Raw genomic sequence first — 16,356 nt, 5'->3', positions numbered from 1 at the left:
TTCCTCTTGATTCGATTCCGCAGCGGCGGGGAAGGCCCCGCACTACAGGATAGGCGTTGCGACTGCAACACCGGACATAGCGGAAGGGCGGGGTTTCCCCCGCCGCTCCCTTTACGCGTATTTCTTCTGGATCTCGTCCGAGATGTTCTGAGGCACAGCCTCGTAATGGTCGAACGTCATCGAGAACACCGCGCGACCCGAAGACATGGAGCGCAGGTTGTTGATGTAGCCGAACATGTTGGCCAGCGGGACCATCGCCGAGATGACGTTGGCGTTGCCGCGGCTGTCCTGACCCTGCACCATGCCCCGACGCGAAGTCAGGTCGCCGATGATGGAACCGGTGTATTCTTCCGGCGTCACCACTTCGACCTTCATGATTGGCTCGAGCAGCTTGGCGCCCGCCTTCTTCATGCCTTCGCGCATCCCTGCACGAGCGGCGATCTCGAAGGCCAGAACCGAGGAGTCGACGTCGTGGAAAGCACCGTCGATCAGCGCGACCTTGAAGTCGATCACCGGGAAGCCTGCCAGCGGACCGGAGTCCATGACCGACTTGATGCCCTTTTCGACACCCGGGATGTATTCCTTCGGAACCGTGCCGCCGACGATCTTGGATTCGAACGAGTAGCCTTCGCCCGGCTCCGTCGGGGTGATTACGAGCTTCACGCGCGCGAACTGGCCGGTACCGCCGGTCTGTTTCTTGTGCGTGTAGTCGATCTCGGCTTCGCGCGAGATCGTCTCGCGGTAGGCCACCTGCGGAGCGCCGATGTTCGCCTCGACCTTGAACTCGCGACGCATGCGGTCGACGAGGATGTCGAGGTGAAGTTCGCCCATGCCCTTCATGATCGTCTGGCCCGACTCGAAGTCGGTTTCGACGCGGAAGGACGGATCCTCGGCCGACAGACGTGCCAGTGCCAGACCCATCTTCTCCTGGTCGGCCTTGGACTTCGGCTCGACGGCGATCTCGATCACCGGCTCGGGGAAGGTCATGGTTTCCAGGACGACCGGGTTGGCCGGATCGCACAGGGTGTCGCCCGTGGTCGTGTCCTTCAGGCCCGCGAGCGCGATGATGTCGCCGGCAAAGGCTTCATCGATCTCTTCGCGGTTGATGGCGTGCATCATCATCATCCGCCCGACGCGTTCCTTGCGGTTCTTCGTCGAGTTGATCATCTGGTCGCCCTTCTTCAGCACGCCCGAGTAGAGACGCGTGAAGGTCAGCGAACCGACGAAGGGGTCGTTCATGATCTTGAACGCCAGACCCGAGAAGGGCTGCGCGTCATCGGCCGAACGCTCGATGTTCCGAGTTTCCGTCTCGTCGCCCGGGGCGAAGCCGAGATAGGCCGGTACGTCTAGGGGGGACGGCAGGAAGTCGATGACCGAGTTCAGGAGGGGCTGGACGCCCTTGTTCTTGAACGCGGAACCGGCGGTGACCGGAACGAAGGTCAGCGACAGCGTGCCCTTGCGGATCAGCGCGCGCAGGGTCGCCTCGTCGGGCTCGGTGCCCTCCAGGTAGGCTTCCATGGCGGCGTCGTCCATGTCGACGGCCAGCTCGACCATGTTCGCACGCCATTCGGCGGCGAGCTCTTTCAGCTCGGCGCGGATCGGCTTGCGGACCCAGGATGCGCCAAGGTCTTCACCTTCCCACACCCATTCTTCCATCTTGATCAGGTCGACGATGCCTTCCAGCTTGTCCTCGGCGCCGATCGGCAGGGCGATCGGGCACGGGGTCGCGCCAGTGCGGTCCTTGATCATCTTCACGCAGTTGAAGAAGTCGGCGCCGATCTTGTCCATCTTGTTGACGAACACGATCCGCGGAACCTTGTAGCGGTCGGCCTGACGCCAGACGGTCTCGGTCTGCGGCTCGACGCCGGCGTTGGCGTCCAGAAGGCAGATCGCACCGTCAAGCACGGCCAGCGAGCGTTCGACTTCGATGGTGAAGTCGACGTGGCCGGGCGTGTCGATGATGTTGAAGCGGAACTTCGTGTCCGAAGTGCCTTCAGCCGTCGGATCCTCCTGGCGCTGCCAGAAGGTGGTGGTGGCAGCCGAGGTGATCGTAATGCCACGCTCCTGCTCCTGCTCCATCCAGTCCATCGTCGCGGCGCCGTCATGCACCTCGCCGATTTTGTGGCTCTTGCCGGTGTAGTACAGGATCCGCTCAGTCGTCGTCGTTTTACCGGCGTCGATGTGAGCCATGATCCCGAAGTTGCGGTAGCGTTGCAGCGGGTAGTCGCGTGCCATTGGTTCGGTCCTCAGGCTGATGGGTTACCAGCGGTAATGGCTGAACGCCTTGTTGGCGTCGGCCATCTTGTGCGTGTCTTCGCGCTTCTTGACGGCGGTTCCACGGTTGTTCACGGCATCCGAAAGCTCGGCGGCCAGACGCTCTTCCATGGTGTTCTCGTTGCGCTTGCGGGCGGCGGTGATCAGCCAGCGGATCGCCAGCGCCTCGCGGCGCTCCGTGCGGACTTCGACCGGAACCTGGTACGTCGCACCACCGACGCGGCGCGAACGCACTTCGACGGACGGCTTCACGTTTTCCAGCGCCTCGTGGAACGCTTCGATCGGCTCGCGCTTCAGGCGGCCCTGAACGCGGTCAAGCGCGTTGTAGACGATCGATTCGGCAATGGATTTCTTGCCATCGATCATCAGGTTGTTCATGAACTTGGTCAGAACCCGATCGCCGAACTTGGCATCGGGCAGGATTTCGCGCTTCTCGGCGGCGTGACGACGGGACATCTCTCAGAACCTCACTTCGGACGTTTCGCGCCGTATTTCGAACGGCGTTGGCGACGGTCTTTGACGCCTTGCGTATCGAGCACACCGCGCAGGATGTGGTAACGAACGCCCGGAAGGTCTTTTACCCGGCCGCCGCGGATCAGGACAACGGAGTGTTCCTGAAGGTTGTGCTTTTCACCCGGAATGTACGAAATCACCTCGAACCCGTTGGTGAGGCGAACCTTCGCCACTTTCCGCATGGCGGAGTTCGGTTTCTTCGGAGTCGTCGTGTAAACGCGCGTGCACACGCCACGTTTCTGCGGGCAGGATTCCAAGTGCTGGGACTTGGAGCGGTTCTTCTTCGGCTCCCGCGGTTTGCGGATAAGCTGCTGGATCGTCGGCATTCGGTTCCCCGTGCTTCCTGTTGCGTTCACGCCTGCCCGGATCCTGTCGGGGGGCGCCAGTTCAGGGCGTTCGTGAAAACGCCAAAACCGCATCCACCCCGAAAAGGGATGGCGCGGCAGAATTTCAGAGGATCGGGCAGGACGCCCGGATCATGACCACTTCCGAACCCGAAGGTCGTCGTGGCGGGTCGAACCCGCAATTCGGTATCGCGCGTATATGGGGAGTCGCGCGTGATGTCAACAAACCCTAACGGCGCAAGGCCATCTGGAAGGCCGGCAGGTCGATGCCGAAGCGGTCGGCCAGAACGGCGGGCGTCGTTTCGGGCTTGAAGAAGAACGGGCTGCCCCCGCGCGAGGGCGGTCGGCTGTCGTTCGTCTCGTGCTTGCCGCGCAGATACATCTGCGGCCCCGAGAGGCACAGGCCCGGCATGAAGGTCGACAGGCGGTGATGGGGATAGTCCAGCGCGCCGCGATCATGCCCCGACGGGACCACGATGTTCAGCGCCACGCCCAGGGTGTGCGTTATCTGCGGGTTCAGGTGCACCTCCCCTTCCGCGTATTCCAGCGTGAACCCGCGGGCGTAGTCCATGAAGAACAAGGGATGATCCTCGGCCATCGCGCGCATGCGCAGAAGGTCGCGGCGCGACATCTCCACATAGTCCACGGCCACGGCGTCGTCGTCGTCATGACGGAACAGCACCAGACGTTCGGCACCCGGGTCCGCGTGCCGCAGCATGGCGTGGCGGCAGACGTCTCGGTGATGGCCCTGCGGGCACAGCTCAAGGATGATCTGCGGGATCCGGGCCGTCAGGTCGCGCAGGCGGTCCAGCCAGGGCTGGGGGAAGTCCTCTGCTACCGCGATCACCAGCGTGAAGTCGGAATCCGTCTGCCGCGCCCAGGCGGGCAAGGCGACATGCTCGAACCAGACGAAGCGCTGCTCCAGCCGCGCCGGGTCGTAAAGGTGGCGGCGCCGTTCCTCCAGCGTGTCGTGGACGACCTTGAACCCGCCTTCGGACAGAAGGGAAAAACGGCACAGGCCGAGCATCTGGATCTTCATGGCACCCCCAAAAGAAAAGGCCCCCCTTTTTCGGGGGGCCCTTCGGATCAGTCGTTTCCGGCGTCCGGCGCGGCCAGCGGCACCGCCGCTTCGGCCTCGCTGCGGCGCGCGTCGATCACGACGGCGTCGCGTTTCGCCGCGACCTGCTTCACGCGGCTGGTCGCCCCGCCGGTGCCGGCCGGGATCAGGCGGCCCACGATCACGTTCTCCTTCAGGCCGACCAGCTTGTCGCGCTTGCCCTGAACCGAAGCCTCGGTCAGCACGCGGGTCGTCTCTTGGAAGGACGCGGCCGAGATGAAGCTGCGGGTCTGCAGCGACGCCTTGGTGATCCCCAGAAGGATCGGTTCGGCCGAGGCCGGACGCATGTTGTGCGCCACGGCCTTCTCGTTGACCTCGTCAAGCTCGGACTTGTCGACATGCTCGCCCTTGAGCAGCGTCGTCTCGCCCGAATCCAGGATCTCGTACTTCTGCAGCATCTGCCGCACGATCACCTCGATGTGCTTGTCGTTGATCTTCACGCCCTGCAGTCGGTAAACCTCCTGCACCTCGTCGATCATGTAGTTGGCCAGGGCCTCGATCCCCATGATCCGCAGGATGTCGTGCGGAGCCGGGTTGCCGTCCATGATGTAGTCGCCCTTCTGCACGAAGTCGCCTTCCTGCACCGGGATGTGCTTGCCTTTCGGCACCATGTACTCGACCGCCGTCAGGCTTTCGTCCACCGGCTCGATCGTGATGCGGCGCTTGTTCTTGTAGTCCTTGCCGAAGCGCACGTAGCCATCGCTTTCCACGATGATCGCGTGATCTTTCGGACGACGGGCCTCGAACAGTTCCGCCACGCGCGGCAGACCCCCGGTGATGTCCTTCGTCCGCGCGCCTTCGCGCGGGATCCGGGCCACCACGTCGCCGGCCTTGATCTCCTGGCCGTCTTCGACCGAAAGGATCGCGTCCACCGACATCGGGTACGAGATGGGATTGCCCCCTTCCCCACGCATCGGCTCGCCAGTTTCCGGGTCCATGATGATGATCTCGGGCTTCAGCTCGTTCCCCTTGGGGGCCGCGCGCCAGTCCGAAACGATCTTCTGGCTCATGCCGGTCGCCTCGTCGGTGTCCTCGCGGACCGAAAGGCCCGTGATAAGGTCGACGAACCGGGCCACACCCGTGCGTTCCGCGATGATCGGAAGGGTGTAGGGGTCCCATTCGATCAGCTTGGTGCCGCGCTTGATGGTGTCGCCTTCGCGCACGTGCACCTTGGTCCCGTAGGTGACCTTGTGCGTCGCACGCTCCTGCCCCGCCTCGTCGATGATGACGAGCTGCATGTTGCGGCCCATCGCCACCTGTTCGCCCGCGGCGTTTTCCAGAAGCTGCGCGTTGCGGAACTCCACCCGACCCTCTTGCGAGGCGTCGAGGAAGGACTGCTGGCCGCCCTGGGCCACGCCGCCGATGTGGAACGTCCGCATCGTCAGCTGGGTGCCCGGTTCACCAATGGACTGCGCCGCGATGATGCCGACCGCTTCGCCCTGGTTGACCAGGGTGCCGCGTGCCAGGTCGCGACCGTAGCACATGGCGCAGACGCCTTCCTCGGCCTCGCAGGTCAGCGGGCTGCGGATGCGCACCGAAGCCACGTTCGCCTGGTCGATCGCGTCGGCCCGGCGTTCGTCGATCAGTTCGCCCTTGGCCACCAGCACCTCGTCCGTGCCCGGAACGAAGATGTCGTCCGCCGCGACCCGGCCCAGCACACGCTCGGCCAGCGGGGCGACGACCTCGCCCTCATTCACCGCGGCCGAGGCCGTGATGCCCTGTTCGGTGCCGCAGTCGTGCGAGCGCACGATGCAGTCCTGCGCCACGTCCACCAGACGACGCGTCAGGTAGCCCGAGTTCGCCGTCTTCAGCGCCGTGTCCGACAGGCCCTTCCGGGCGCCGTGGGTGGAGTTGAAATATTCAAGAACGGTCAGACCTTCCTTGAAGTTCGAGATGATCGGCGTCTCGATGATCTCGCCGTTCGGCTTGGCCATCAGGCCGCGCATCCCGCCCAGCTGCTTCATCTGCGTGACCGAACCCCGGGCACCGGAGTGGGCCATCATGTAGACCGAGTTGGGCTCCATCTCGGCGCCGCTCTCGTCCCGGCGGGTGGCCGAGATGGTCGACATCATGGCCTCGGTGACCTTGTCGTTGCACTTCGACCAGGCGTCCACGACCTTGTTGTACTTTTCGCCCTGGGTGATCAGGCCGTCCATGTACTGCTGCTCGAAGTCCTTCACCTGCTCCTGGACCTCGTTCACGATGGTCCACTTGGTGTCGGGGATCAGCATGTCGTCCTTGCCAAACGAGATGCCGGCCTTGAACGCCTCGCGGAAGCCCATGCCCATGATCTGGTCGCAGAAGATGACCGACTCCTTCTGGCCGCAATAGCGGTAGACGGTGTCGATGACGTTCTGGACGTCCTTCTTGCGCAGCAGGCGGTTCACCAACTCGAACGGCGCTTTCGCGTTCAGCGGCAGCAGGTTGCCCAGACGCAGACGGCCCGGCGTCGTCTCGAAACGCTTGACGACCTCGTTGCCCTCGTTGTCGATCTGCTTGATCCGCGCCTGGATCTTGGCGTGCAGGTGCACCTCGCCGGCGGCAAGGGCATGCTCCACTTCCTCGACCGAGGCGAAGGCCATGCCTTCACCCTTCATGCCGTCGCGCTGCATGGTGGTGTAGTAGAGACCAAGCACCATGTCCTGCGACGGAACGATGATCGGCGCGCCGTTGGCGGGCGACAGCACGTTGTTCGTCGACATCATCAGGACGCGCGCTTCCAGCTGCGCTTCCAGCGACAGCGGGACGTGCACGGCCATCTGGTCACCGTCGAAGTCGGCGTTGAACGCCGAGCAGACGAGCGGGTGCAGCTGGATCGCCTTGCCTTCGATCAGGATCGGCTCGAACGCCTGGATGCCCAGACGGTGCAGCGTGGGCGCGCGGTTCAGCAGAACCGGGTGTTCACGGATGACCTCGTCCAGAATGTCCCAGACCTCGGGACGCTCTTTCTCGACCAGCTTCTTCGCCTGCTTCACGGTGCTGGACAGGCCCTTGGCCTCCAGACGCGAGTAGATGAAGGGCTTGAACAGCTCCAAGGCCATCTTCTTCGGCAGGCCGCACTGGTGCAGCTTCAGCTCCGGACCCGTCACGATGACGGACCGGCCCGAGAAGTCGACCCGCTTGCCGAGAAGGTTCTGGCGGAAGCGGCCCTGTTTGCCCTTCAGCATGTCCGACAGCGATTTCAGCGGGCGCTTGTTGGTGCCCGTGATCACGCGGCCGCGGCGGCCGTTGTCGAACAGCGCGTCGACGGCTTCCTGAAGCATCCGCTTTTCGTTGCGCACGATGATGTCCGGCGCGCGAAGCTCGATCAGGCGCTTCAGGCGGTTGTTCCGGTTGATCACGCGGCGGTACAGGTCGTTCAGGTCGGACGTGGCGAACCGGCCGCCGTCCAGCGGGACCAGCGGGCGCAGTTCCGGCGGGATCACCGGCAGGACGGTCAGGATCATCCATTCGGGACGGTTGCCCGATTCCAGGAACGACTCGACGATCTTCAGGCGCTTGATGATCTTCTTCGGCTTCAGCTCGCCCGTGGCTTCCTTCAGCTCCTCGCGCAGCTGGTCGGCCGTGGCCTGCAGGTCGATCGCGGCCAGCATCTCGCGGATGGCTTCCGCGCCAATGTTCGCCGTGAACGCGTCGGCGCCGTACTGGTCCTGCGCGTCAAGGAACTCGTCCTCGGTCATCAGCTGGCCGTAGGTCAGGTCGGTCAGACCCGGCTCGATCACGACGTAGTTCTCGAAATACAGGATGCGTTCCAGATCGCGCAGCGTCATGTCCAGCATGAGGCCGATGCGGGACGGCAGCGACTTCAGGAACCAGATGTGCGCGACGGGCGCGGCCAGTTCGATATGGCCCATGCGCTCGCGACGGACCTTCTGGAGCGTGACCTCGACGCCGCACTTCTCGCAGACGACGCCGCGATACTTCATGCGCTTGTACTTGCCGCACAGGCACTCGTAGTCCTTGATCGGCCCGAAGATGCGCGCGCAGAACAGACCGTCCCGTTCCGGCTTGAACGTGCGGTAGTTGATGGTTTCCGGCTTCTTGATCTCGCCGTAGGACCACGAGAGGATCCGCTCGGGCGAGGCCAGAGAGATCTTGATCTCGTCGAAGGTCCGCACCGGGGCGACCGGGTTGAACGGATTGGTGCTCAGTTCCTGGTTCATTTCATGTCCTTGCAGAAGGGATGCGGGTTGGTGAGGGCGCGAACGCCCTCACTCCTCCTCCGAATCCAGGAGTTCCATGTTGAGGCCCAGACCGCGGACCTCCTTGACGAGAACGTTGAACGATTCCGGCACGCCGGCCTCGAAGTTGTCCTCGCCCTTGACGATCGACTCGTACATCTTCGTCCGTCCGGCAACGTCGTCCGACTTCACCGTCAGCATTTCCTGCAGGGTGTAGGCGGCGCCATAGGCTTCCAGCGCCCAGACCTCCATCTCCCCCAGACGCTGGCCACCGAACTGCGCCTTACCACCCAGCGGCTGCTGCGTGACAAGCGAGTACGGACCGGTCGAACGCGCGTGCAGCTTGTCGTCCACCAAGTGGTGGAGTTTCAGCATGTACTTCACGCCCACCGTGACGGGACGCGCGAACTGTTCGCCCGAACGGCCATCGAAGACGATCGACTGACCCGACTCGTTGAAGCCCGCGCGGCGAAGCGCGTCGTTCACGTCCGGCTCCTTCGCGCCGTCGAAGACGGGAGTCGCGATCGGCACGCCCTTGGTGACGTTGCCCGCCATTTCCAGGATGTCGTCGTCGTTGCGCTCGCCGAAGGCCGCGTCATATGTCTCGTCGCCATAGGCCAGACGCATCGCTTCCTTCACCGGGGTCATGTCGCCCTTGCGGCGATACTCCTGCAGCGCCTCGTCGATCTTGATCCCCAGACCGCGCGCGGCCCAGCCCATGTGGGTTTCCAGGATCTGACCGACGTTCATCCGCGACGGCACGCCCAGCGGGTTCAGCACGAGGTCGACCACGGTCCCGTCGGCGAGGAACGGCATGTCCTCCACCGGCACGACCTTGGAGATGACGCCCTTGTTGCCGTGACGACCGGCCATCTTGTCGCCCGGTTGCAGCTTGCGCTTCACCGCGACGAACACCTTGACCATCTTCATCACGCCCGGGGGCAGATCGTCGCCGCGACGGACTTTCTCGACCTTGTCCTCGAACCGGTGATCAAGCTGACGCTTCTGGGCCTCGTACTGCTCGTGCAGCGCCTCGACCTCCTTCGCGTCGGCTTCCTCGCCCAGGGCAAGCTGCCACCACTGGCCCTTGGACAGGGTGCCCAGCAGTTCGGCGTCGATGGTCGATCCGGACTTGATGCCCTTCGGACCCTTCACGGCCGTCTTGCCCAGAACCAGCGTCCGCAGGCGCGAGTAGATGTTGCGATCAAGGATCGCCAGCTCGTCGTCGCGGTCGCGGGACAGGCGTTCGACTTCCTCACGCTCGATCTGCAGCGCACGTTCGTCCTTGTCGACGCCATGACGGTTGAAGACCCGCACCTCCACGATCGTGCCATAGGCCCCCGGCGGCAGGCGCAGCGACGTGTCGCGCACGTCCGAGGCCTTTTCACCGAAGATGGCGCGGAGAAGCTTCTCCTCCGGCGTCATCGGGGATTCACCCTTCGGGGTGATCTTGCCGACCAGGATGTCGCCCGGCTGAACCTCGGCCCCGATATAGACGATGCCGGCTTCATCCAGGTTGCGCAGGGCTTCCTCGCCCACGTTCGGGATGTCGCGCGTGATCTCTTCCGGGCCCAGCTTCGTGTCGCGGGCGGCGACCTCGTATTCCTCGATGTGGATCGAGGTGAAGACGTCATCCTTCAGGATGCGCTCCGAGATCAGGATCGAGTCCTCGTAGTTGTAGCCGTTCCACGGCATGAACGCCACGATGACGTTCCGGCCCAGGGCCAGTTCGCCCATGTCGGTGTTCGGGCCGTCGGCCACCACCTCGCCGCGCGTCACCTGATCGCCCACCTTCACCAGCGGACGCTGGTTGATGCAGGACGACTGGTTCGACCGCTTGAATTTGCGCAAACGGTAGATGTCCACGCCCGGCTCGCCCGGCTCCAGCATCTCGGTCGCGCGGACCACGATCCGGGTGGCATCCACTTGGTCGATGACCCCGGCCCGGCGCGCCATGATCGCGGCGCCCGAGTCGCGGGCCACGACCGCCTCGATCCCCGTGCCCACGAAGGGCGCGTCGGATTTCAGCAGCGGAACCGCCTGACGCTGCATGTTCGAGCCCATCAGGGCGCGGTTGGCGTCGTCGTTTTCCAGGAACGGGATCAGCGAGGCCGCGACCGACACCAGCTGCTTCGGCGACACGTCGATCAGGTCGACGGCTTCCGGCGGGTTCAGCATGAACTCGCCCGCCTTGCGGGTGGAGATCAGGTCGCTGGTGAAGCGGCCGTTCTCGTCGATCGTGGCGTTCGCCTGGGCGACCGTGTGGCGCATCTCCTCGGTGGCGGAGATGTAGACCACGTCGTCCGTGACCTGACCATCCACGACCTTGCGGTAGGGCGTCTCGATGAAGCCGTACTTGTTCACGCGCGCGAAGGTGGCGAGGCTGTTGATCAGACCGATGTTCTGACCTTCCGGCGTCTCAATCGGGCACATCCGGCCGTAGTGGGTCGGGTGAACGTCGCGAACCTCGAAACCGGCACGCTCGCGCGTCAGACCGCCCGGCCCGAGAGCCGAGAGACGACGCTTGTGCGTCACTTCCGACAGCGGGTTCGTCTGGTCCATGAACTGCGACAGCTGCGATGAGCCGAAGAATTCACGCACCGCGGCCGCCGCGGGTTTGGCGTTGATCAGGTCCTGCGGCATGATCGTGTCGATCTCGACCGAGGACATGCGTTCCTTGATCGCGCGCTCCATGCGCAGCAGGCCGACGCGGTACTGGTTCTCCATCAGCTCGCCGACCGAACGCACCCGGCGGTTGCCGAGGTGGTCGATGTCGTCGATCTCGCCCTTGCCGTCGCGCAGTTCCGTCAGCGCCTTGATGCAGGCGATGATGTCGTCGCGGTCCAGCGTGCGCTGCGTGTCCGGCTTGTCCAGATCCAGACGCATGTTCATCTTCACGCGGCCCACGGCGGACAGGTCGTAACGCTCCGAATCCGCGAACAGCGTGTCGAACAGGTTCGACGCGGCTTCGACGGTCGGCGGCTCGCCCGGACGCATGACGCGGTAGATGTCCATGAGCGCGCCTTCGCGGCCCATGTTCTTGTCGGCGGCCATCGTGTTGCGGATATACGCGCCCACGTTGATGCCGTCGATGTCCAGGATCGGAAGCTCCGTGATGCCCTGGTCCAGCAGCACCTTCAGGGTGCCGCCCTTCACCTCGCCGTCACGGTCGTATTCCATGGTCAGCTCGTCGCCGGCTTCGACCCAGATCTCGCCCGTTTCTTCGTTGATGATGTCCTGCGCCACGAAGCGACCGATGATCTGGTCAAACGGCAGCAGCAGTTCGGTGACCTCGCCATCGTCGATCAGCTTCTTGACCATGCGCGGCGTCATCTTCTCGCCGGCTTTGCAGATCACCTCACCGGTGGCGGCGTCGACCAGATCGTAGGTCGGACGGGTGCCGCGCACGCGCTCGGGGAAGAACCGGGTCACCCAGCCCTTGTTCTTCTCGTAGCGGTAGGAGACCGTGTCGTAATAGGCCGACATGATCGCTTCCTGGTCCAGGCCCAGGGCATAAAGAAGCGTCGTCACCGGCAGCTTGCGGCGACGGTCGATGCGCGCGAAGACAATGTCCTTGGCGTCGAACTCGAAGTCCAGCCACGACCCGCGGTAAGGAATGATGCGGCAGGCAAACAGCAGTTTCCCCGAGGAATGCGTCTTGCCCTTGTCATGGTCGAAGAACACGCCGGGCGACCGGTGCATCTGGGACACGATCACCCGTTCGGTGCCGTTCACGATGAACGTGCCGTTGGACGTCATCAGGGGCATGTCGCCCATGTAGACATCCTGTTCCTTGATGTCCTTGACCGAACGGTTGCCCGTCGTCTCGTCGACATCGAACACGATCAGACGCAGGGTGACCTTCAGCGGCGCGGCATAGGTCATGTCGCGCTGCTGGCACTCGTCCACGTCGTATTTCGGCTTTTCCAGCTCGTATTTCACGAACTCCAGAACGGCCGTCTCGTTGAAGTCCTTGATGGGGAACACGGACTGGAAGACACCCTTGATCCCTTCGCCATCCGCCGGCGTCTGGCCTTCGCCCGACTTCAGGAACAGGTCGTAGGACGACTTCTGAACCTCGATGAGGTTCGGCATTTCCAGAACTTCACGGATTTTTCCGAAGTAACGGCGGATGCGCTTCTGGCCAACGTAGCTCTGAGCCATGCTCAAGGTCACCTTTCGTGTCTCGCGGGCGTGCGTCCGTCGGGGACCGGATGCGCGCCGCTTGCGAAGCAGGGGGTCAGGTTCCATTCATGCCCGCCGTCCCACCGGCAGGCTCCCGAACCTTGAACCGCGCCTTGGGCGGGGCTTTCGGAAAAGCCCCCTCCAAGACAGGTTCGGCTGGGCCCGAATTTCTCGGACCCAGCCCTCGTGTCGTGATCAGCGCCCGAAGGCACCGGTCCAGCTTAGCGCAGCTCGGCTTTCGCGCCAGCGGCTTCCAGCTTTTTCTTCATGTCTTCGGCTTCGGCCTTGGCAACGGCTTCCTTGATCTTGCCACCGGCTTCGACCAGGTCCTTGGCTTCTTTCAGGCCCAGACCGGTGATCGCACGCACTTCTTTGATGACGTTGATCTTGTTCGCGCCAGCGTCCGTCAGGACGACGTCGAACTCGGTCTTTTCTTCTTCGGCCGGTGCGCCTGCACCAGCGGCCGGGCCGGCCATCATGACGGCGCCACCGGCTGCCGGCTCGATGCCGTACTCATCTTTCAGGATGGTTTTCAGTTCTTGCGCTTGCAGCAGCGTGAGGTTCACGATTTGCTCGGCGAGTGCTTTCAGATCAGCCATGTTCTGTTCCGTTCATTAAGATGGGTTCCGACGTGGGTGTATTCAACCACGCAGGTCAAGGATTGCTCAGGCGGCTTCCCGCTCCTCCAGGGTGGAGAGGATGCCGGCGATGTTCGAAGCAGGCGCGCCAATGGCACCGGCGATGTTCGACGCGGGCGCACCGATGCAGCCGACGATCGAAGCGATGAGCTCCTCACGTGACGGCATGGCGGCCACGGCTTTCACACCGGCCTGGTCCAGGATCGTCTCGCCCATGGCTCCGCCCAGGATGACGAACTTGTCCGTCGACTTGGCGAAATCCTCCGCGACCTTCGCAGCAGCGACAGGATCTTCGGAGTAGGTGAGAACGGTCATGCCCGTGAGCAGGTCACCCATCGCAGCGGCGGGTTTCCCTTCAAGGGCGATCTTGGCGAGCTTGTTCTTGGCAACGCGTACGGATCCGCCAACGACACGCATGCGCGCGCGCAGATCCTGCATCTGTGCAACCGTCAGACCTGCATAGTGGGCAACGACCACCACGCCAGAGCTTTCGAAGATCTGGCCGAGTTCCTCGACCACTTGCTCTTTCTGGGCTCTATCCACAGGTTCACTCCAAGTATGGGGGTTTCCCCCCGGCTCAGTTGTGCCTTCACCCTGAAAGGATGAAGACGTCGGGTCCCAAAGGGTCCCGAGGCCATGATCGCCCGAGGAAAACGCCCCGGAAAAACAGTCTCGACAACCCATCTCAGGCAGGAAATTAAGCGGATCGCTCCGCACCCACCGTCTAGGACGAATACAGCACCCCGCGACGAATCGCGCGGACGCTGTAGAGGCCTCCTATAGACCGAGACCGCGCCCCCGGCAAGGGGCCAACGAAAAAGGCCGCCGGCCCTTACGGGCGGCGGCCTTTCATGGATGTCGTCAGGCTCAGTTGCCGGCGGCCGAAGCCAGGTCCAGCGCCACGCCCGGGCCCATGGTGGAGGATACGGAGACCTTCTTCACATAGGTGCCCTTGGCGCCCGCGGGACGCGCACGCGACACGGCTTCCACGAAGGCGCGGATGTTCTCGGCCAGCTTGTTCTCCTCGAAGGAGACCTTGCCGATGCCCGCGTGGATCACGCCGGCCTTTTCGACCTTGAACTGGACCTCACCGCCCTTGGCGTTGCCGACGGCGCCGGCCACGTCCATGGTCACGGTGCCGACCTTGGGGTTCGGCATCAGGTTGCGCGGGCCCAGAATCTTGCCCAGACGGCCGACCAGCGGCATCATGTCCGGTGTCGCGATGCAGCGATCGAACTCGATCTTGCCCGCCTGGATCGATTCCATCAGGTCCTCGGCACCGACGATGTCGGCACCGGCGGCCTTGGCCTCGTCCGCTTTCGCACCACGTGCGAACACGGCGACGCGGACGGTCTTGCCCGTGCCGTTCGGCAGGGTGACCACGCCGCGGACCATCTGGTCGGCGTGACGCGGATCGACGCCCAGGTTCATCGCGATTTCCAGCGTCTCGTCGAACTTGGCCGTGGCCGAGTCCTTGATCAGCTTGACCGCATCCTCGACCGTGATCAGGTTCTTGCCTTCAAAGGCGGCGCGGGCGGCTTTCGTACGTTTACCAATGGCCATGACTTACCCCTTGACCTCGATGCCGCAGGATTTTGCCGAACCCAGGATGATCTGCATCGCAGCTTCCACGGAGTTGGCGTTCAGGTCCTTCATCTTCGCTTCGGCGATCGAACGGATCTGCGCGACGGTGACGGTGCCCGCGACTTCGCGGCCCGGTTTCACCGAACCCTTGGCGCGGTTGCGCTTGCCCACGGGGGGCAGGCCTGCGGCCTTCTTCAGCAGGAACGAGGCCGGAGCCGTCTTCAGCTCGAGGCTGAACGACTTGTCCTGGTAGTAGGTGATGATGGTCGGCGTGGGCGTGCCCGGCTCGATATCGGCGGTCTTCGCGTTGAATTCCTTCACGAAGGCCATGATGTTCAGGCCGCGCTGACCCAGTGCCGGGCCGACGGGCGGGGACGGGTTGGCTTGCCCCGCTTTGACTTGCAGCTTCAGCTGCCCGATGATCTTCTTGGCCATGTGGCCTCTCCTTTGTCACGATGCCCGAAGGCATGGTTTAGTGGTCCGGCCCCGACGGGACCTCCCACGAGCTTCCTCAGTTGCCTTTCGACACCTGAGTGAATTCCAGTTCGACCGGGGTCGCGCGGCCGAAGATCGACACGGTGACCTTCAGGCGCGAGTTGTCCTCGTCCACGTCCTCCACCTGGCCGGTGAAGCCCTCGAAGGGACCGTCCGTCACGCTCACCGTCTCGCCGACCTCGTAGCGGATCAGGTTGCGCGGTGCCGCGACCTCGCCCGTCACGTCGGTGCGGTTCAGGATGTCGTTCACTTCGGCGTCGCGCATCGCCATGGGGCGACCTTGCGGGCCAAGGAACCCTGTCACGCGGTTGATCGAGGTGATCAGGTGATACCCGCGGCTCGTCATCTCCATGCGCACCAGCACGTAGCCGGGCATGAAGCGGCGCTCGCTCGTCACCTTCTTTCCGCGACGGATCTCGATCACGTCCTCGGTCGGAACGACCACTTCCTCGATCTCGTCCTCAAGACCGGCTTCGATCACGGCTTGCTTGATCTGCTCGGCAATCTTCTTCTCGAAGTTCGAGAGGACGCTTACCGAATACCAACGCTTCGCCATGCCAGCCACCTATCTTCATCTGCTTCGAGGCCAGGCCCCGTAATGTAAAACAGCGCGCAACCGAATCGCTGCGCGCCCGTTCCAGGATCACAGGAAGGGGCAATAAAGCCACCCTCCCCCGATGACAAGGATTATCAGAACGCCTTGAGGATCTGGGCCAGGCCCGTGCGGATGCCTACATCCACTAGCGAGAAGAAGATCGCCGTCAGCGCCGCCAGCACCAGCACCATGATTGTCGTCAGAACCACCTCGCGACGCGTGGGCCAGACGACCTTGCCGACCTCGGTGCGCACCTGCTGGAAGAACTGGATCGGATTGGTCATGGCGTCATCCTTTGTCGCATCCGCGCGCTGATACACGCTTCGCGCCGGCGGATCAAGGCGGGGAAAATGGCAGGAGTTGGGGGACTCGAACCCACGACCCTCGGTTTTGGAGACCGATGCTCTACCAACTGAGCTAAACTCCTACT

General features: G+C 63.6%; 12 protein-coding genes and 1 tRNA gene. All 13 read right to left on the bottom strand.

Annotated features, from left to right (window positions below; all coding sequences use genetic code 11):
- Positions 1-111: 111 nt before the first annotated feature.
- Complete coding sequence (gene fusA / locus PIJ50_RS13220; RefSeq protein WP_271975907.1) at positions 112-2,235, bottom strand: elongation factor G; 2,124 nt, start codon at positions 2,233-2,235, stop codon at positions 112-114.
- A 24-nt stretch (positions 2,236-2,259) separates the two neighbouring features.
- Positions 2,260-2,730, bottom strand: coding sequence for a 30S ribosomal protein S7 (rpsG, locus tag PIJ50_RS13215; protein WP_271975906.1), 471 nt, complete (start codon positions 2,728-2,730; stop codon positions 2,260-2,262).
- 11 nt (positions 2,731-2,741) lie between these two features.
- Positions 2,742-3,113 (bottom strand): 30S ribosomal protein S12, encoded by a 372-nt coding sequence (rpsL, locus tag PIJ50_RS13210; RefSeq protein WP_128254696.1) that lies wholly within the window; start codon positions 3,111-3,113, stop codon positions 2,742-2,744.
- Positions 3,114-3,360: 247 nt separating this feature from the next.
- Positions 3,361-4,170, bottom strand: a complete 810-nt coding sequence (locus PIJ50_RS13205) for a glycosyltransferase (protein ID WP_271975905.1) — start codon at positions 4,168-4,170, stop codon at positions 3,361-3,363.
- Positions 4,171-4,217: 47 nt separating this feature from the next.
- Positions 4,218-8,411, bottom strand: a complete 4,194-nt coding sequence (gene rpoC / locus PIJ50_RS13200) for a DNA-directed RNA polymerase subunit beta' (protein ID WP_271975904.1) — start codon at positions 8,409-8,411, stop codon at positions 4,218-4,220.
- A 48-nt stretch (positions 8,412-8,459) separates the two neighbouring features.
- Positions 8,460-12,593 carry a DNA-directed RNA polymerase subunit beta gene (rpoB, locus tag PIJ50_RS13195; protein WP_271975903.1) on the bottom strand — a complete coding sequence of 1,378 codons (4,134 nt, stop codon included), beginning with the start codon at positions 12,591-12,593 and terminating at the stop codon, positions 8,460-8,462.
- Between the two features lie 242 nt (positions 12,594-12,835).
- The gene (gene rplL, locus PIJ50_RS13190) at positions 12,836-13,213 is read right to left on the bottom strand and encodes a 50S ribosomal protein L7/L12 (RefSeq protein ID WP_271975902.1); all 378 of its coding nucleotides are present in this window, start codon (positions 13,211-13,213) and stop codon (positions 12,836-12,838) included.
- A gap of 66 nt (positions 13,214-13,279) precedes the next feature.
- Positions 13,280-13,795: a 50S ribosomal protein L10 gene (gene rplJ, locus PIJ50_RS13185; RefSeq protein WP_271975901.1), complete on the bottom strand. Its 516-nt coding sequence runs from the start codon at positions 13,793-13,795 to the stop codon at positions 13,280-13,282.
- 324 nt (positions 13,796-14,119) lie between these two features.
- Positions 14,120-14,815 (bottom strand): 50S ribosomal protein L1, encoded by a 696-nt coding sequence (rplA, locus tag PIJ50_RS13180; protein ID WP_271975900.1) that lies wholly within the window; start codon positions 14,813-14,815, stop codon positions 14,120-14,122.
- 3 nt (positions 14,816-14,818) lie between these two features.
- Positions 14,819-15,271, bottom strand: coding sequence for a 50S ribosomal protein L11 (gene rplK / locus PIJ50_RS13175; protein WP_271975899.1), 453 nt, complete (start codon positions 15,269-15,271; stop codon positions 14,819-14,821).
- 76 nt (positions 15,272-15,347) lie between these two features.
- The gene (gene nusG, locus PIJ50_RS13170; protein WP_271975898.1) at positions 15,348-15,887 is read right to left on the bottom strand and encodes a transcription termination/antitermination protein NusG; all 540 of its coding nucleotides are present in this window, start codon (positions 15,885-15,887) and stop codon (positions 15,348-15,350) included.
- Between the two features lie 134 nt (positions 15,888-16,021).
- Positions 16,022-16,210: a preprotein translocase subunit SecE gene (gene secE, locus PIJ50_RS13165; protein WP_271975897.1), complete on the bottom strand. Its 189-nt coding sequence runs from the start codon at positions 16,208-16,210 to the stop codon at positions 16,022-16,024.
- Positions 16,211-16,277: 67 nt separating this feature from the next.
- Positions 16,278-16,353 (bottom strand) — tRNA-Trp (locus PIJ50_RS13160).
- Positions 16,354-16,356 lie beyond the last annotated feature (3 nt).

The organism is Falsirhodobacter sp. 20TX0035 (genome assembly GCF_028307215.1).
Taxonomy (GTDB): Bacteria; Pseudomonadota; Alphaproteobacteria; order Rhodobacterales; family Rhodobacteraceae; genus Falsirhodobacter.
Note: the sequence above shows the minus strand (reverse complement) of the source record. Positions and strands in the feature narration are given on the sequence as shown.